The organism is Bacillus sp. FSL R5-0439, from assembly GCF_038008805.1.
Classification (GTDB): Bacteria; Bacillota; Bacilli; order Bacillales; family Bacillaceae; genus Bacillus; species Bacillus safensis.
The window spans coordinates 2,787,602-2,803,120 of record NZ_JBBOZW010000001.1; the positions used below are offsets into that span (position 1 = coordinate 2,787,602).

Sequence of the window (15,519 nt, forward strand, 5' to 3'; positions counted from 1 at the left end):
CCATCACCTCCCAAAATGTCGATCGAACCAGCTTTGCAGCTTTCGATCCAGCGACTGTTCAAACATTTGCTCATAGAGCATGACAGCATGATCCCAGTAGCCATTGCCTTCAATCCATTGAGAGGCAAGCATCATTCCTGTACTTGCATTCGGATCATATTCAAAGCGGCTGCCAGTCCATCTGCCAGGCACCCATCTTCGCTCTCCACTTGAAGAAGTGGCATGTCCGTCATTGACATAGGAGGCATATTCAAGCTGCGTTCCCACTTCAAGTGTGAGACCGCCTTTTGAAAGGAAAAAAAGATTCTCCTTGTCGCCTTGTGTAAAGGATCTTAGAAGCCGTCCTGTATCAACAGCATTCTCCTTGATTAATTCATCCTGAATGATGTCTAAAAACTGCAGGCCCATGTCCTCCAACCAATCTTGATATTCTGCCTTTAAACCGCCACCACACGCTGTCTGCAGTTGTGAAATCAGCCGGTCAAGTCCATCAATTTTCATAGATTTTCCTTCCTGACTGCCATCACTTCGATGTGATGATTTTTCACTTTTTTAGGCTGCTGTAATTTCAGTGACACGCCATTCCACACCATTTTGTCATGCAAGCGAATATCACTTCCTAAAGGAAAATGGACAAGATAGGATTGATAAATGACTGTATTCGGCTCTTCTTGCACAAGTGACTGGTTTTTTTCTATGACATAACAAGCTAGATCGGTCAGGCTGGGAGCGTCGGGATAGGAAAGTGTCATTTGTAAATCATCAGCTGGAATTCCAAATTTCCCGCGGGCAGACTCCTTATGTTCAAGGTGAAAAAGATCACAGCGATCTGTTAATAGAGATTGATAGCTCATAATGATCTCACCTTTAGTTTGGCACTGCCGGCAGTTAATGTTGGTTCAATGTAATCTACTAGCAAGGCATATACATAGGGTCTGCCTTTCACTTGATCAGCTGCCTTTGCATATGAATAATCGCCCATTTTCTCTGACGTAAAGCCTTTCATCATAGATTCGTCATCATTCAGCATGGCAAAATATTGGGCCATTTTTAATAATGCGATTCTTGCTTTTTCAGGGAGAGGCTGATATTTTTCGCTTGAGAAATCGTGACCTACGATCTGAAATACCGCAGCTTCTGCTTCGATAATATCTGCTGTCAGTCTTTCTACAGATCGATTTTTCACACGATCAAATACAGAATAGGCCTGCAGTTCTTCAGCAGAAATGATCATGGTCTGCCGTCACCTACTCTTTCACTTTCATCACTTTTGCTACAGCATCCTCTTCCTCAAATTTGCTGTCTAGCTTCGCTGTGAGGACAATAATAAATTTACGGCTGCGAATATCTTTTTCTACTTCAATTCGAATATTTCGAGAGAAACCTACGATAATATTTTTAGGATGTGTCAGCAAAATATCTGATACATCTGTTCCCGCTTCGTCATATGGCTGCATATTGGCAAGACCTTTGACCGGCACACCGAATGCAGAAGAAAGTCCGCCTTGAATGGCCGCATCTCCAAGGCCCGTCTGACGGTTTGCTACTTGATCCTTCCATTCAACTTCTAAGCTTGGGGATGTGTAGAAACGGAAATCCTGAGGAACACGTAAATATTTTGACGGCATCGCTTTATAAGCTTGCTTAAACATTTGGCGGCTGATTTCCGCTCCATTTGCATCTACGATATGAGATACTGCTTGTTTTCTCACGCCATCTATTTGAGCTAGAAATGGATCTGCTGAAGTCGTATCGCCATTGACGATGAGCTCTTCAATGTCAACGGCTGCTCGTTCAGCGAGCATTTGCATAATCGTCTGCTGAATGCCGTCTTTCTCAATATTGTTTTCAATGCTGTCGTAGGTCATGTGGATCTCTGCGATAACCTCTTTCGCATTTAGCTGGACAGTGCTTGTCGCTGGGACAACACGGTCTTTCGCATCAAGCGCTTTGCCTTCTTCTGCTGGGCGCAAAATACGCTGGCCAAAGCCGATTTTTTCGATTTTTTGTGAATCACTTTCCATCGGAATGATACGTGCATCATTTAAAACGGTTGGTGTATTTTGCATCATTCTAATGAATGCGTTGGATTGGGTTGCGTTCATGAGACCGCCGGTTTTTAAGCTGGCAAGTGTCATTTCGGCCTTGCGAATCAACTCTTGATTTCTCACACTGTTTCCTCCTTATTTAGGCTTATAGTAAGCCATCCCATATGGGCTTTGTACTGTCGTTTTGTGTATCGTGGATTGTTTGTTTTGACATGCCGCGCGCTTTTTCAAGCATGTGAATCCGCTCTGAAATAGGCAAAAGCTGCTGCTGAAGCACTTGCTCAAGCGCAGCTTTTTCTCTGCTGGCTGATTTCTCTAAAGAAGAAAGCTGATGACGAATTGGTGCTACGGCTTGCTCAAGCACCTTTTGGACAGGTTCTTCTCCAGTTTGATCTGTTTCCTGCTGTTCAGCATGCTGTAAGACGTTTTCGATGGCCATTTTTGCTTTTTCAAGCTCTCGTACTTGCTCCGTCGTCAAAGCGGCGTCTTGTTTTTGTACGGAGGCTGGCCTTTCACCAATCGTTTGAAGCACATCTTCTGTCTTCAAAATCTCCTGCACGATTGGCAGCAATTGCTCAAGCGCTGATCTTACACCCGCCTCATCACCATCACTTGACTGTAAGGTTTCCAGCAGGTGGTCTAAAACGCTCCAAAATTGTTGTGACATGTTTGCACCTTCCTCTTTCAAAAAGAAATTTTTCAGCAAAGAAAAAAGCCCTCTCTCATTCGTGCTTTGAGATAGGAGCTGATCTTGTTCTTCAATTGCTACGATGTCCGCCGTTCCTGCCATTGAATATCCTGTAATGTGGCCTTTCTGAATTTGATCCCAAATCTCTTGAGAAGCCTTTGTTACAAGCACCCAAGATCCTTTTCGAATCAGCTCACCGCCTACTTCAAAATCAGCTGGTGCAATGTATGATTCAACCACTTCTCCAACACCATGTTGAAAATCATGTTGCTTATCAATGTGGCGGGCATCCTTCATAAAACCATGTGCTGCTCTTTCAATTTCTTTGGCAGACATAAAGTCTTGGTGTGCATCAGGTGTATTCGGTTCATACACGACACCATACACAAGGCGATGAGCATCTTCTGCCTTTGTCAGCACACTCACCTCTTTTTGAAAGTCAGGCTGGCTTTTCTTTGCCTTCATCAAAAAGAATTTCTTTTTGTTTGCGGCTCTGTCCACGTAGGAAACATGCGTAATTTTTGCGTTTTTTAATTCTCTTGGCATATGTTCACCCCCTTTCAAAAAAGCGCACGCGCTTCGGTTTATTCTTTCAACTGATCTGGCTCTCGTTGAGGCTGTTGTTCAGCTGATGTCATGCGGCTTTCTAAAGGTCTGTGATAGAGATCCTCCGGCCATTCCTCTAACGTTTTCCCAAGGATACGTCCCGCCAGATCTCGCAAATCGTTTGGTGACACTGCCCCAGCCTGAATAAATGGTGTCAGAACCTTGGCAATCTCTAATGGGTCTCTAAAGTCAGGACCATTTAATAGGAAACGGACATGCCAAATATCAAGATCCGGCAGGAAAAGGGTATTGAGTTTCCCTGTGATGAGGTGCCGTTCAGGCTGAAATACCTGTTCTTCTGTTGTTTTCCGCGCCGTATCGGCTGTCGCTTTGTTATAGTCTTGAGACTCACCTGTATAAATAGGCGGCAGTCGAAAAGCAGAGCGGATTTTGTTTCTTGTTTTTTCATCGTATTCTAAAAAGAGTGCATCTTCTTGCAAGATCTCTGCTAAGGATTTGAAGTTCACTTTGACATTTGAAACATCTTCTTCTCCAGTTAACCCTTTTTCCGTCGGGAGACCTTCGACTTCAAGCAATAGAAACTTATGTGCATGATCAGAGCCTTCAATATCGTCCATATAATCTTGAAGCTGCTGATAGGATGACTCAGACAGCATTCCATTTTCGACAATGATGGCACCAGGTACGTGCCGCCCTTGTTTAAAATAAAGGTAGTTCAGTTCTTCTGCCTTGCGTGCCCCATACATATTGACGATGTTGCCAATCCAGCGGGGAATCCCATACGTTCCACTGCCGATTTTAAAATGAATCACTTCTGTTGCACGCAGCGGCTCTGGGGTGGTGTCATCGTATTTGCCTGTTTCACAATGTAAAATGCGGGGATCACCATACTCCTTGAAGAAGACTTTCTTTTCATTGATCACCTGCACATATTTACGGAATCGCTTCTTTCGATTCATTGTTTTCAATTCGCCGTTTTCTGTATACCGAAACTCGACGTCGACTGGCTCACTCAGCTTGCAAATGCGGATATGGAGCGCATCTAAATACTCGATTCCTGCCGGCTTTCCCTGGCCATCTCGGAGAACTTCTAAAAAACCATTCCCTGTTTTCTCCCGGTCTTCGATGACATAGCCAAGCACCACATCAGCAGACTCATCATAGTTCATGTATTTCGTAAACTCTTCAAGTCTTGTCCATTCCTTCTCTGCTGCCTTCTTTTTTGCCGGTTTCACGCCTTCTGCATTAAAGTCAAAGGCATATTCTACACCAAAACCAAAGCCTAAAATATTGGTCTTATACGCATCAATACATTGCTGAAGAATGGTTGAATATTCTGCCATGCTTTTTAATTCATTGATATTGTAAGGCGGGGGAACAATGTCATCCTTTTCGTAGGAAAATTCATCTGCATACATTTGTTTTGTATGATCAGACATGTTTGCCTTCATAATGGTTGCTTTCAATTGTTTCATTGTATGGACCTCCTCTCTCTGTTTGGACGGACACGCTCCGAGGCAGTCTGTTTCAAATCTGTCACTTCATAATCATCCAGCGCATACCAGATGGCTGATAATGTGTGTGGATCGATTTGAAACTCATCTTCCTCTAGACGTCCATCCTTATCTGCCTTATAGGTTAGTGATTGAAGTTCATAGATGGTATATGGACATGCATCAGAACAAATAATTTTCTTAAACCGTTTGATCTTTTTTGTATACTGTAAACGTGAGCCTTGGAACTTATGTGCCGCCACCATTTGAAAGCCGCGCTGCCGAAAATAGTGAATGGTTTTAGGTTCGGCTGCATCGGCTTTAATCAGTTCTTTTGATTCAATGAACTCTTTCAAGTCAAGGGCTGTTTCATCATCTGTTTTCCCGCGGTCGTAATATTCCCAATAAATATATAAGTACTTTTTTTCATGATCGACAGCTAGCCGAATGAGCGCATTGTATGATTCAACAAATCCAAAATCCATGCCTGCTCGTTTCAGCGGTCTGTCAATCTGCTGAATGGCTTCTAATACATCAGAATGGCTTCTCACCTCAAACTGAGGAAAAACCTTTGTGCCATTGATCCCGAAATATCCCTTCCTCGCAATGCGATAGAGGTCTGGATCATACTCTTTCAGCTCATCCAGCTGCTTCACGTAGCTTTTAGGAAGGAATAGATTATCTTCTGCCGTGGAGTGATGGTAATACGTATCCTTGATAACAACGGTTCGCTTTTTGTATAAGGTTTCATCATCTAAAACAAAACGCTTCAGCTGTTCATCTCGAAAAAAATGTCTATACGTCCAATTATCCTGACCAACAGGATTGGTCGATAACATCATATAAAGCGGTAAGGATGGATGCCTTAGCCTTCCAAGCAGCTCTTTAAATCCTTCATAAGAAACCTCTGAACATTCCTCAATCCAAATGATCGAGATGTTGTTGATTGATTTCAATTTTTCAGGTTTGTCCAGCCCTTTAAATAAGATGCTGCTGCCGTTTCGAAACGTCAGTGCAAGCGGCGAACTTCGGCACTTCACCACATGGTCGATGCCGAGGTCGCTGACGATCTCTTGTAATAAAGAAAAGGTTGATTCGCGGTGCGTATCATACACGTCTCGAATGACAAGTGCTGTCCGCTTTTCTTCCAGCAGCTTTAAGACGAGCTTTAAAGCAATGTGATAGCTTTTAGAGGAGCCATAGCCTCCAACTAAAAATTGAAACTTTTGATTCCAATCGAATAGAAAGTGTTCAAAGTGAGGATTGACTTCTTTTTCAATCAATGGCGTCATGAGTCGTCCTCTTTTCGCTTGATCATGATTTGAAGATCTTCCTCTTTTTCTTCACGCACTGCTTTTTTTGTTTTTTCGATCGTCAGTTCAATTTGTTTCAGCCTTAATCTTCGTTCATCCTTCGCATGTGCGAGCTCTTCAAACTGTTTTATTAAACGCCTGAGTTCACCCATTGCACGGGATTGTGCATTTAGAAACGTCGCATGCCGATCCCATGAAAATTGAAACGAATATTCTTCTGAGGTGATGTCTAGTTCTGGCTGAATGCCTTCTCCTGTTTCTTCTAATGAAGAAGGCATGTATGCCGCCTTTTTCAACTCTTTGATCATGTCCTCTTGATCTGCTACATACATGATTCGCTGCGCCCGAATAATGGCTGCATATTGAATTTGAATTTGATCCCAGATTAAATCAAGCGATGTGCGTCCATCCATTTTCTCCATGATTTCAATCGTTTCATCTGAAAGAAATTGATTGAAGATTGAGTGTGCTTGCTTTGACGAAGTTTTTTGTCTTTGCCATCCGTATCGCCTTTTCCACGATTTGACGGTATGGATCGAGACATTGTAATGATCAGCAATTTGCTGGTACGTCATCCCCTTCATATAATCCTGCTTGGCCTCTATCCGTTTATCTTTCATTTACATTCACCTGCCGCCTCCTTTTAATTCGAATGATTCCCTTTGAAGGAATCATTTGTGTAGGGCTAGCAAACATTCGTTTGGTCTTTCTAACTATAGGTGGCAACTGTAAGACAAGCTTTAGCTGATTTATTTTGGATAGAAAAAACGCCTATTCAGCAGCTCTGAATAGGCGTTCTTGTACTTTTTTGGACATCTTCGTCCGCGCTCTTTCCATATGTTTTTGCACAGTTCCTTTTTTGACATCCAGCATGACCGCAATCTCGCTAAACGATAATCCTTGTGTTGTGTGCATAAAGAATACATCCTTTTCTCGATCTGTTAAAACAGACAAAGCTTCATCAATTCGTTTTTTGTCTCTCTCACTGACTTCTCTTTCTTTCTCTTGAATAAGGGTATATTCATGTGATAAAGCCTCTAACACTTCTGGATTTGCAAGAATGGTTCGCTGATAGACTGAACGTCTGTCTAACCCTCTGCGCGCACCTGGCTCTCTTCCGATTTGTAGCCATTCTACTACGTATTCTAGATCGCTCACCATACTGGCGATCATTTTTTTATCATGCTTGTCTTGAACGGACAGCTGATGTTCTTCTTTTTCTTTAAATGGTTCATATTGTTTTCTAGCATTCTTTAAGGCTCTTTTATATTCAATGAGTAAATCTTGCATATTCGCTCTCTCCCTTTTTTAAGAAAATAAAAAACGGACACCAATCAGGTCCCCTTTTAACAGGGTCTTGATCAGTGTCCGCAGGCTTTCCGTCTTGGACGTATTATGATTTGATGTGTTTAGTCAGTTAGCTGATTTTAAAACCAATCTCGTGATCTACTCTTGCAAAATGACCTTTTGCCGTTTGAATAATGGTTTTTCCATGTTCAGGTACATCCATTTGATAAGCCGTTCCTACATTTCCATCTAACACGATGACTTGAATTTTTCCTTTTTCCATCTCACCGACAAATGTTTGGTTATCTTGAATGAATAGTTGTTTTGGCTCGTTCATATGCTTGTCTCCTTTTTTGGTGATGGCCTCGTGCCACTACCTACCGTATTGATAATGATTTCAACTCTTTCACACATACTATAAAACTGGGAAACTCTTAAATCGACAATCTGCAGAGGGACTTGATCAGCTATAGAATGAAGTGCTTCTTGAATATGCTGTAGACTTGGCTGTAAGATGCTGACGTGTATCGGGCGTATCAACCCTTTTTCTGCGTATGTACGCTTTTTTTGGCAGTCAGCAATGTTAAGCGGCATGTGATCAAATAAACGAATTTCAAGTGATAGTGCGCCTTCTAATTTTTGCGGGCATTGTACTTTTGCAGCTGATCGTATTCTTTTCATCAATGTCTCTTTTGTTAACAAATGTTCATGTTCAATGATTAAATGGATGACCATGTTATGATCTCCCGTCATCCTCTGCCCACTGGCGGATGTCTTGTTCGTTTTTACTCGCTTTGAGCAAGCATTTCAAAAATGTCATGATTTGCTTCCATCGTTTCACGTCGCCCTGATTCCTCCTTTATTGTCATCGACTTAGCTTTCAGGAGGGTCATATATGTCTCTTTCTCTTCTGCTGTGGCAAAAACAAACATCGGTTTCTGTTGAAAAAAGGCGATCCAGCCGCCAGCTTGGTCTAAACAAAGCTGCGCTTCTTTTCTAGCATCAAACATCAGCTGATGTCTCATCTTCTTCAGATCCCTCCAAACTGTCATCAATTTCTGTTTGGTATCCATATCGTTTCATGTCATATGACCAGTAGCTTTTTGGATAACCAAAGTCACTCATCTGTGTCACCATTGGATGTTCAATATTCATTCTGCTCTTCTCTCCTTTTCTAAGAACTGATCTTCTTCTAGAGAATTACTCTTTTTGTGTAACTTCTGACCAAAAAAAAGCTCTTGAACACCGGTATTTAGCAGATCTGCAATATGCTTTGCTATTTCTAAGCTTGGCTTCGTTCTGCCCATCTCTATATTCGCATAGCCGCTTGTGTACTTATAACCTAATTTTTTCGCCATATAGGTTTGTGTTTTTCCTTGCAATATGCGCTCTTCTCGTAAATTTTCAAGTTTCATCTTTCCACCTCTTACTCAATATGTGTAAGTTATATTCATTATGATAATATACACAAAACGAGTAAGTCAACCATATTTTTATTCTTTTTGTGTATTTATTTATCTTTTCCGTGTAATTCATGATAAAATTTACTCATAACATGAAAAAAGGTGTTTCTGATGGATAATTTGACTGGGAAGATTTTAACTGAATTAAGAGAGAAGCATGGATGGAGCAAGTCAACAGTTGCTAAAAAACTCGGATTAAAGGCGATGTCCACTTATGCAAACTGGGAATATGGCTTGAGAAAGCCCGACGGTGAAATGATTGTGAAAATTGCTGAGTTATATGGGGTCTCAACCGATTATCTTCTCACAGGTAAGGACAAAGGCAGACACGATGACGATCTTGCAGACGATCCTGATTTGCAAATTGCGTTTAAAGCCGCCTCAGATTTTTCCGAAGAAGCACGAAGACAAACCATCGATTTTATTAACTACATTAGAGAGAAAGAGAAGCAAAAAGGCCGTCAGCCAAAACAGCGAGACGACCAGTAATCACTCTTTCATCTGCTTTACGTTGCTGGGATGAACCCAGCTTTTTTTATACCTCTTTTTTCCCTTAAAAAAGAAAGAGCATATGAATAAAAAATCATGTGTTTTTTTAAATATATGTCTTTCCCGACATAATATGTGACAATTTTCACCATAATTACTCTTTTTTCACACATTTCAATTGACATATAATTCTATTAATATTAATATATGTATATACCAAAAAAAGGAGTGTTACCGATGAAAAAATTCATGAAAGTCTGTACATTGTCTTTAGCTGCTTTAGGTGCTCTTACGTTCTCCCAAACTGAAGGTGCTCATGCAGCTGCACAGCCAAAAGAACCAGTCATAGCAAAAGCTCCTATTATGAATAAAGTAATTACAGTGAACCGTACGCTTTCTGTAGGTTCTTCAATCGCCGTCTCTCTTCCAGCAAGCCAAATTTCTGTGTCGGGTGCAACGTATGCGATTCAATTAGATCAAACGGCTCCAAACTTCACTTGGATTCGTGCCGTACAACGCGGTTCAGTAACCGTTTCTTACTATAATTCACAAGGCGAGCTTGTCATTAACTATATTACGGTTCGATAAGCAATCTAGCTTTACATATCTGAAGGCGATGACATGGAGTCATCGCCTTTTGATGTTTAAAGTTGGTTTCATTTGATTCGTGATTGCCAACACCTCTCCATTATGTTAACTTTTAATAAAAATAAGTTAACATAATAAGGGAGGCATTAATGATGAAAGAGCAACTGTCTTTATCTTGGGAAGCGATAGCGGAGAAGGCCATGAAAAATGAACCGATTACGGTGCAAGAGGCTTTAGACATTCTTGAAGCTGACGATAGTGAATTGTTACCTATTATGCATGCAGCCTATCAAGTACGATTTCATTTTTTTCAAAAAAAGGTGAAATTAAATATGATTTTCAACGCAAAAAGTGGATATTGCCCTGAGAACTGTGGATATTGTTCACAGTCGATGATTTCAAAAGCACCGGTTGAAAGATATACAATGCTTGATCAAAAAACCATTGTGGCAGGGGCGCGTGAGGCTCTCAAAAGAAAAGCCGGGACTTATTGTATTGTGGCAAGCGGGAGAGCGCCTTCTCATAGGGAATTAGATGAAGTTACAGCAGCAGTAAAGGAAATCACTGAAACGATGCCTTTGAAGGTGTGTGCCTGTCTTGGGTTATTAAATGAAGACAAAGCGAAGCGGCTGAAGGAAGCGGGTGTTCATCGGTATAATCACAATATCAATACACATCACGATCATCATGATCACATTACGACAACTCATACATACGATGACCGCGTGTCGACCATTGAGCAGGTCAAACAGTCTGGCATGTCACCTTGCTCAGGGGTCATTATTGGAATGGGTGAAACCAATCAGCAAATCGTTGAAATGGCTTTTGCGCTTAGAGCACTTGATGCGGATTCAATTCCAGTCAACTTTCTTCATGCCATTGAAGGAACACCGCTTGAGCATCAAGAACGGACACATCCGATCAAAGCATTGAAAGTGCTGGCAATGATGAGATTTGTCAATCCAACAAAGGAAATTCGGGTATCCGGAGGCAGAGAGTTTAATTTACGGACACTCCAGCCACTCGCACTTTATGCGGCAAATTCGATTTTCGTTGGTGATTATTTAACAACAAAAGGCCAGCAAGTTCAAACGGATCATCACATCATTGAAGATTTAGGGTTTGAAATAGAAGAATGTGCGTTATAAAAAAGTCTGCCGATTCACCGGCAGACTTCTAAGATTAGAATCTTTTATGAAAATCGACAGTTCCGCTTCCATCTTCTCGGTCAAAGCTGCCAACAAACGTCCAGTTAATATATCCACCGTCACCATTGTTGACAAACGTACCATCTTCAAATACCCAAATACCAAACGTAATACCGTCATATTCAACACTATCATAGTAGACAACATTGTTCAGACCGCTAAAGTCGTGATCTTGGCTTAAATTTTGGACAACTACGTTGTAGTTTTGACCTGCTTCATAGAACGCACTGTATGCCGCGTTTTTTACGAATCCATCACGATTTTGAGATGATTTTACTGCTTGTTCAATTTTATCGGCAATGGCTACTGGATCAATTGAGACACTTCCATCAACACCTGTTGTTGTAGCAGCTTCAGCCGTTTGACCAAAAGTCGTAAGAGATAGAGGGGCAGCAATCATTGACGTGGCGATGACAGAACCAACAAACATTTTACTTGTTTTTCTCATATTTTCTAACTCCTCCTTTAATTGGTATGTTTATGTACTACCCCTTTCTCTGTCTCTTAAACACTAATTTATGAAAAAAATTCTTATTCTACCAATTAAGAGGGTGTTTTTACTGTTTAATTAGGCGAAATAACAAAAAAACTACTCTTTTATAAAGAGTAGTTTACATATTACATGAACAGGATAAATAAAATCACACCTAGGATAATTCGGTATATCGCAAAAGGCACCAGTTTGATTTTATTGATCAGTTTTAGGAAGAATCGAACAACAAAGAGAGCCACAACAAACGCACTCACAAAGCCGACGATAAAGAATGGCAGCATGTCTGTTGTTAAATATTCAGCATTTTTCACAAGGGTTAACAAGCTTGCTCCCGCCATAATTGGCATCGCCATGATAAATGTAAAGTCTGCCGCAGCACGGTGATTCAAACCAAGAATAACCCCGCCTGCGATCGTCGAACCTGAGCGCGAGAAGCCTGGCCATAATGCCAAACATTGAAACAGTCCAATATAAAGCGCCTGTCTGTACGTCATGTTATCGACAGAGCTTGTTTCTGTTTTCCGTTTATTGATCCAGTCAGCGACAAGCATCAGCACTGCCCCTAAAATCAAACCGACAGCGACCGTTCTGACGTCAAATAAGTATTTATCAATATAATCTTCAAATAAGAATCCTAAAATGACGGCTGGAACAAGTCCAACAGCAATTTGGGCGATGGTCAGCTTATGCCCGCTGCGCTTTTGTTCTTCGGTGATATTTTTCTTTAAGCCCAATAAGTTTAAAATACGATCTTTAAACACGATCATGACAGCTAAAATAGAGCCTAACTGAATCACGACTTTAAATGTATTAGCCGCTTCTGGCGTAATAATTTCCTTTGATTTTAGCCAAAGATCATCGACAATGATCATGTGACCTGTAGATGAAACAGGTGCGTACTCTGTTAATCCTTCGACAATTCCTAAAACCAGTGCCACGAATAAATCCCATAGATTCATGATTTTCTTTCCTTTCAATTCTGATCTTTTGAACACGCCAAACATCTATGTCCACATAAAGACAAGCTTCCTTTATCGAAAGCTCGTCTTTATGATACTATATTTTTTTCAAAAAAAGATTATGACATCAAACCTTTTCTTCTTTATACAAATTGGACCGCATTTTAAACCAATCAAACAGGTGGGTTGTGATAACCTTCAGAACGGCATACGTCGGAATAGCGACAATGATGCCGATGACGCTGAACAATTTACCAGCTGTTAATAGAACAAAAATAATCGTAATTGGGTGAATATGAAGGTTTTTCCCCATCACCTGAGGCGAAATAAATTTACCTTCAATGAGCTGAACCACTGTCCAGACAATAATAAGTTTTAAAAGCATCACTGGTGACGTCACAAGTGCAATCACAATCGCTGGTGTAATCGCAATTGTTGGACCAAGGTAAGGTACTACGCTTGTACATGCCGCAATGATAGCAAGCAGCAGCGCATAGTCAAGTCCAATGATCATATAACCGATTAACAGAAGAACACCGATACAGAAGCTGACAATAATCTGTCCGCGAATATACGAGCTCAGCCGGTGGTTCATTTCGTGAAGCACGATATGTGTATGTTCTCTCATTTTATTTGGAATGAATTTCAAGAAATAGTCAGGCAGCTTTTTGCCGTCTTTTAATAGATAAAACAGAATGAACGGCACCGTCACGATCGAGATGATAACTTCTGTGAGCGCCCCTAAGAATGTTCCTACACCGGTAAAGGTGCTTTCCAAAATCTTCGTCGCTTGACTAGATGCTTTACTTACCAATTCAGACACATTAAAGTTCATCGTTTTTTGCACTTGATTAATAAAGTTACTTCCCGTTAATTGTCTAATTTGTTCTTCTACTGTATCGACGTATTTCGGAAGATTATGAAATAGACTCATGGTTTGAGCTTGTAAAAAAGGAATAATAGACACGATGGTCACTGTAATAATCCCAATAATGACAAGATATAAAAGCAAAATGGAATAGATCCGCTTGATTCTTGCTTTCTCTAACAAGTTGACAATTGGATTTAATAAATAATACACGACCCCCGTTAAAATAATCGGTAAGGCAATGGTTTTGACGAGTACAATGAGCGGTGTGAAAATAAATGATGTTTTCATGAAAACAAGGATATTCAATCCGATTAATAGCAGGACGAGTAAAAAGAGAACAAACTTGTTATCAAGAAAAAATTTTCTAAATCGACTGCTCCACATTTGCATAGAATTCATATCGTTCCTCCAAACACGGGCTATTTTATGAGTAAATTGTACACTACTTGATCATGATATGGTGATCATTGTTTCAGCTTTTTTTCCCATTTTGCAATAGACATCGCCCATATAATGAGAATCGGCTGTCCAATAAGTCTTATCCATAGCAAAGCTTGTTCTGTATTTTCTTGACCTGGAAATGGTATTCCCTCACGTGCAGCAAATAAGTTTGCCGGGAAAATGAGTACAAGATAGACAGCAATGAATTTTGCCGCTGCAATCCTAGAATTCGGCAAAAGCAGCAGCACGGCCAGCAGCCATTCAAGACATGCAGTCACATAGACCATTACATATGGAAATGGCCAGCCTGGCATCATGCGAGCAAAGCCGCCCGGCTCTATTACATGAAAAATACCAGCAACTATGAATAAAAGCGCAAAGGTGTATGTACTTCCTATATGCAGGACGCGCTTCATGTTTCCTCCTCTCCCTTCTATCCTGAGTATTACCCGAAGAAGGAAGAAACTACCCACTTTTCGTACATTTATATCCTTTATGTAAGACGCATCAGCCTATATAAAGGTTTCATCCGCTTTTCAATAAAAAGAATATTCTTTCATACAAACGCTTTCAAAGCATGTATAATCAGAGGAAAGCAGAAGGAGGGAATCACATGATTCGATTTGCTGTCATCGGAACGAACTGGATTACAGATCGGTTCTTACAAGCTGGTGAAGGAATCGCTGACTTTACATGTACAGCCGTCTATTCACGATCCGCTGAAAAAGGACAGGCCTTTGCCGAAAAATACGGGATTGAGACGGTTTTTACGAACTTACAACAAATGGCGGAAAGTGATACGTTCGATGCCGTGTATATTGCGAGTCCAAATGCCCTTCATAAAGAGCAAGCCATGTTGATGATGGAGCATCAAAAGCATGTTTTATGCGAAAAACCATTCGCCTCTCATCGAAAAGAAGTGGAAGAAATGATTGCCGCAGCAAAAAAACATCAAGTGTGTTTGATGGAAGCGATGAAAACGACATTTCTGCCAAACTTTCTGCAAATCAAACAGCACCTTGATCAGCTTGGACCTATCAGGCAAGTGGTCGCGCATTACTGTAAATATTCCTCAAGATACGATGCCTATCGAAACGGCGAGCTTCCAAATGCCTTTAAACCGGAGTTATCCAATGGTTCGTTAATGGATATCGGGGTGTACCTCGTTTACCCAGTCATATCCTTATTTGGTCTGCCGAATCAAATCACCGCGAGAGGCTATAAGCTTTCTTCTGGTGTGGATGGAAATGGTTCAGTCCTTTTACAGTATGACGGGCATCAAGCACTTCTTTTTCATTCTAAAATTTCAACGTCTCATTTATCCGCTGAAATTCAAGGCGAGGATGCCACGATGGTGATTGATCAATTCCACCGGCCTTCACGAATCACGATACATGACCGTGATGGACATCAAACTGACATCTCGCTCAAAGATGATCAGCCAGCTATGTCTTATGAAATCAATCATTTTATTGAGTGTATTCAGCAGGGAATGGGGCAGTCTCCGGTCAATACATTTGCGTTATCTGTTCAAACCATGTCCGTCATGGACGAAGCAAGAAGACAAATGGGCGTGATGTATCCTGCCGACAGACAAAATGTATAGGGCAT

22 protein-coding genes are annotated in these 15,519 nt (G+C 41.0%); 4 read left to right on the forward strand and 18 right to left on the reverse strand.

Annotated elements, in window-relative coordinates:
* Positions 1-3 precede the first annotated feature (3 nt).
* The 14 genes from NST59_RS14430 to NST59_RS14495 form a co-directional block, all read right to left on the reverse strand.
* Entirely contained in the window at positions 4-501 is a 498-nt protein-coding gene (locus NST59_RS14430) for an HK97 gp10 family phage protein (protein WP_064498119.1), read from the reverse strand.
* Entirely contained in the window at positions 498-854 is a 357-nt protein-coding gene (locus NST59_RS14435; RefSeq protein ID WP_039180997.1) for a YqbH/XkdH family protein, read from the reverse strand. The genes NST59_RS14430 and NST59_RS14435 overlap by 4 nt, the downstream gene beginning before the upstream one ends.
* Positions 851-1,234, reverse strand: a complete 384-nt coding sequence (yqbG, locus tag NST59_RS14440; RefSeq protein ID WP_039181000.1) for a protein YqbG — start codon at positions 1,232-1,234, stop codon at positions 851-853. Before yqbG ends, NST59_RS14435 begins: the two co-directional genes overlap by 4 nt.
* 13 nt (positions 1,235-1,247) lie before the next feature.
* A complete protein-coding gene (locus tag NST59_RS14445) occupies positions 1,248-2,171 on the reverse strand; it encodes a phage major capsid protein (RefSeq protein ID WP_144490201.1) in 924 nt (307 codons plus the stop codon).
* Positions 2,172-2,193: 22 nt separating this feature from the next.
* Positions 2,194-3,282 (reverse strand): XkdF-like putative serine protease domain-containing protein, encoded by a 1,089-nt coding sequence (locus NST59_RS14450; protein WP_058838048.1) that lies wholly within the window; start codon positions 3,280-3,282, stop codon positions 2,194-2,196.
* A gap of 38 nt (positions 3,283-3,320) precedes the next feature.
* On the reverse strand, positions 3,321-4,778 hold the full coding sequence (locus NST59_RS14455) for a phage portal protein (protein WP_039181005.1): 1,458 nt from the start codon (positions 4,776-4,778) through the stop codon (positions 3,321-3,323).
* Positions 4,775-6,076 (reverse strand): PBSX family phage terminase large subunit, encoded by a 1,302-nt coding sequence (locus NST59_RS14460; protein WP_180272438.1) that lies wholly within the window; start codon positions 6,074-6,076, stop codon positions 4,775-4,777. The genes NST59_RS14455 and NST59_RS14460 overlap by 4 nt, the downstream gene beginning before the upstream one ends.
* Before the next feature lie 8 nt (positions 6,077-6,084).
* Positions 6,085-6,729: a phage terminase small subunit gene (gene terS, locus NST59_RS14465; protein WP_024423266.1), complete on the reverse strand. Its 645-nt coding sequence runs from the start codon at positions 6,727-6,729 to the stop codon at positions 6,085-6,087.
* Between the two features lie 151 nt (positions 6,730-6,880).
* Positions 6,881-7,399, reverse strand: a complete 519-nt coding sequence (locus tag NST59_RS14470; RefSeq protein ID WP_039181011.1) for a sigma-70 family RNA polymerase sigma factor — start codon at positions 7,397-7,399, stop codon at positions 6,881-6,883.
* Positions 7,400-7,526: 127 nt separating this feature from the next.
* On the reverse strand, positions 7,527-7,679 hold the full coding sequence (locus NST59_RS14475; RefSeq protein WP_371412189.1) for an XtrA/YqaO family protein: 153 nt from the start codon (positions 7,677-7,679) through the stop codon (positions 7,527-7,529).
* A gap of 50 nt (positions 7,680-7,729) precedes the next feature.
* A complete protein-coding gene (locus NST59_RS14480; protein WP_059375845.1) occupies positions 7,730-8,131 on the reverse strand; it encodes a hypothetical protein in 402 nt (133 codons plus the stop codon).
* Positions 8,132-8,181: 50 nt separating this feature from the next.
* On the reverse strand, positions 8,182-8,421 hold the full coding sequence (locus tag NST59_RS14485) for a hypothetical protein (protein WP_099663602.1): 240 nt from the start codon (positions 8,419-8,421) through the stop codon (positions 8,182-8,184).
* Complete coding sequence (locus tag NST59_RS14490; RefSeq protein ID WP_175297167.1) at positions 8,399-8,551, reverse strand: hypothetical protein; 153 nt, start codon at positions 8,549-8,551, stop codon at positions 8,399-8,401. Before NST59_RS14490 ends, NST59_RS14485 begins: the two co-directional genes overlap by 23 nt.
* Positions 8,548-8,811 (reverse strand): helix-turn-helix transcriptional regulator, encoded by a 264-nt coding sequence (locus NST59_RS14495; RefSeq protein ID WP_058838052.1) that lies wholly within the window; start codon positions 8,809-8,811, stop codon positions 8,548-8,550. The genes NST59_RS14490 and NST59_RS14495 overlap by 4 nt, the downstream gene beginning before the upstream one ends.
* 159 nt (positions 8,812-8,970) lie before the next feature.
* On the opposite strand from NST59_RS14495, the gene NST59_RS14500 reads away from it, so the two are divergent.
* The 3 genes from NST59_RS14500 to bioB all read left to right on the forward strand — a co-directional run bounded on the left by NST59_RS14500 (position 8,971) and on the right by bioB (position 11,084).
* Positions 8,971-9,348, forward strand: a complete 378-nt coding sequence (locus tag NST59_RS14500; protein WP_059375849.1) for a helix-turn-helix domain-containing protein — start codon at positions 8,971-8,973, stop codon at positions 9,346-9,348.
* 237 nt (positions 9,349-9,585) lie between these two features.
* A complete protein-coding gene (locus tag NST59_RS14505; RefSeq protein ID WP_039181025.1) occupies positions 9,586-9,936 on the forward strand; it encodes a hypothetical protein in 351 nt (116 codons plus the stop codon).
* A 152-nt stretch (positions 9,937-10,088) separates the two neighbouring features.
* The gene (bioB, locus tag NST59_RS14510) at positions 10,089-11,084 is read left to right on the forward strand and encodes a biotin synthase BioB (protein ID WP_144490197.1); all 996 of its coding nucleotides are present in this window, start codon (positions 10,089-10,091) and stop codon (positions 11,082-11,084) included.
* A 34-nt stretch (positions 11,085-11,118) separates the two neighbouring features.
* Here bioB and NST59_RS14515 read toward each other — a convergent pair whose 3' ends face one another.
* The 4 genes from NST59_RS14515 to NST59_RS14530 form a co-directional block, all read right to left on the reverse strand.
* Positions 11,119-11,592 carry a hypothetical protein gene (locus tag NST59_RS14515; protein ID WP_024423274.1) on the reverse strand — a complete coding sequence of 158 codons (474 nt, stop codon included), beginning with the start codon at positions 11,590-11,592 and terminating at the stop codon, positions 11,119-11,121.
* Positions 11,593-11,762: 170 nt separating this feature from the next.
* Positions 11,763-12,596, reverse strand: coding sequence for an undecaprenyl-diphosphate phosphatase (locus NST59_RS14520; RefSeq protein WP_039183288.1), 834 nt, complete (start codon positions 12,594-12,596; stop codon positions 11,763-11,765).
* Positions 12,597-12,723: 127 nt separating this feature from the next.
* Positions 12,724-13,866, reverse strand: coding sequence for an AI-2E family transporter (locus tag NST59_RS14525; RefSeq protein ID WP_039181030.1), 1,143 nt, complete (start codon positions 13,864-13,866; stop codon positions 12,724-12,726).
* Between the two features lie 65 nt (positions 13,867-13,931).
* Positions 13,932-14,324, reverse strand: a complete 393-nt coding sequence (locus NST59_RS14530; RefSeq protein ID WP_064498114.1) for a DoxX family protein — start codon at positions 14,322-14,324, stop codon at positions 13,932-13,934.
* Positions 14,325-14,521: 197 nt separating this feature from the next.
* Between NST59_RS14530 and NST59_RS14535 the strand changes: the two genes are divergently transcribed.
* Complete coding sequence (locus NST59_RS14535) at positions 14,522-15,514, forward strand: Gfo/Idh/MocA family protein (RefSeq protein WP_144490195.1); 993 nt, start codon at positions 14,522-14,524, stop codon at positions 15,512-15,514.
* The last annotated feature ends 5 nt before the right edge of the window (positions 15,515-15,519 follow it).

Excerpts from the sequence above, each read along its gene's own strand:
- NST59_RS14480 (WP_059375845.1), bottom strand. The coding sequence starts at position 8,131 with ATGGTCATCCATTTAATCATTGAACATGAACATTTGTTAACAAAAGAG.
- NST59_RS14520 (WP_039183288.1), bottom strand. The coding sequence starts at position 12,596 with ATGAATCTATGGGATTTATTCGTGGCACTGGTTTTAGGAATTGTCGAA.
- NST59_RS14470 (WP_039181011.1), bottom strand. The coding sequence starts at position 7,399 with ATGCAAGATTTACTCATTGAATATAAAAGAGCCTTAAAGAATGCTAGA.
- NST59_RS14535 (WP_144490195.1), top strand. The coding sequence starts at position 14,522 with ATGATTCGATTTGCTGTCATCGGAACGAACTGGATTACAGATCGGTTC.
- NST59_RS14455 (WP_039181005.1), bottom strand. The coding sequence starts at position 4,778 with ATGAAACAATTGAAAGCAACCATTATGAAGGCAAACATGTCTGATCAT.
- NST59_RS14495 (WP_058838052.1), bottom strand. The coding sequence starts at position 8,811 with ATGAAACTTGAAAATTTACGAGAAGAGCGCATATTGCAAGGAAAAACA.
- NST59_RS14530 (WP_064498114.1), bottom strand. The coding sequence starts at position 14,324 with ATGAAGCGCGTCCTGCATATAGGAAGTACATACACCTTTGCGCTTTTA.
- NST59_RS14430 (WP_064498119.1), bottom strand. The coding sequence starts at position 501 with ATGAAAATTGATGGACTTGACCGGCTGATTTCACAACTGCAGACAGCG.
- NST59_RS14435 (WP_039180997.1), bottom strand. The coding sequence starts at position 854 with ATGAGCTATCAATCTCTATTAACAGATCGCTGTGATCTTTTTCACCTT.
- terS (WP_024423266.1), bottom strand. The coding sequence starts at position 6,729 with ATGAAAGATAAACGGATAGAGGCCAAGCAGGATTATATGAAGGGGATG.
- NST59_RS14525 (WP_039181030.1), bottom strand. The coding sequence starts at position 13,866 with ATGAATTCTATGCAAATGTGGAGCAGTCGATTTAGAAAATTTTTTCTT.
- NST59_RS14505 (WP_039181025.1), top strand. The coding sequence starts at position 9,586 with ATGAAAAAATTCATGAAAGTCTGTACATTGTCTTTAGCTGCTTTAGGT.
- NST59_RS14485 (WP_099663602.1), bottom strand. The coding sequence starts at position 8,421 with ATGAGACATCAGCTGATGTTTGATGCTAGAAAAGAAGCGCAGCTTTGT.
- yqbG (WP_039181000.1), bottom strand. The coding sequence starts at position 1,234 with ATGATCATTTCTGCTGAAGAACTGCAGGCCTATTCTGTATTTGATCGT.
- NST59_RS14500 (WP_059375849.1), top strand. The coding sequence starts at position 8,971 with ATGGATAATTTGACTGGGAAGATTTTAACTGAATTAAGAGAGAAGCAT.
- NST59_RS14515 (WP_024423274.1), bottom strand. The coding sequence starts at position 11,592 with ATGAGAAAAACAAGTAAAATGTTTGTTGGTTCTGTCATCGCCACGTCA.
- NST59_RS14450 (WP_058838048.1), bottom strand. The coding sequence starts at position 3,282 with ATGCCAAGAGAATTAAAAAACGCAAAAATTACGCATGTTTCCTACGTG.
- NST59_RS14490 (WP_175297167.1), bottom strand. The coding sequence starts at position 8,551 with ATGAATATTGAACATCCAATGGTGACACAGATGAGTGACTTTGGTTAT.
- bioB (WP_144490197.1), top strand. The coding sequence starts at position 10,089 with ATGAAAGAGCAACTGTCTTTATCTTGGGAAGCGATAGCGGAGAAGGCC.
- NST59_RS14475 (WP_371412189.1), bottom strand. The coding sequence starts at position 7,679 with ATGGAAAAAGGAAAAATTCAAGTCATCGTGTTAGATGGAAATGTAGGA.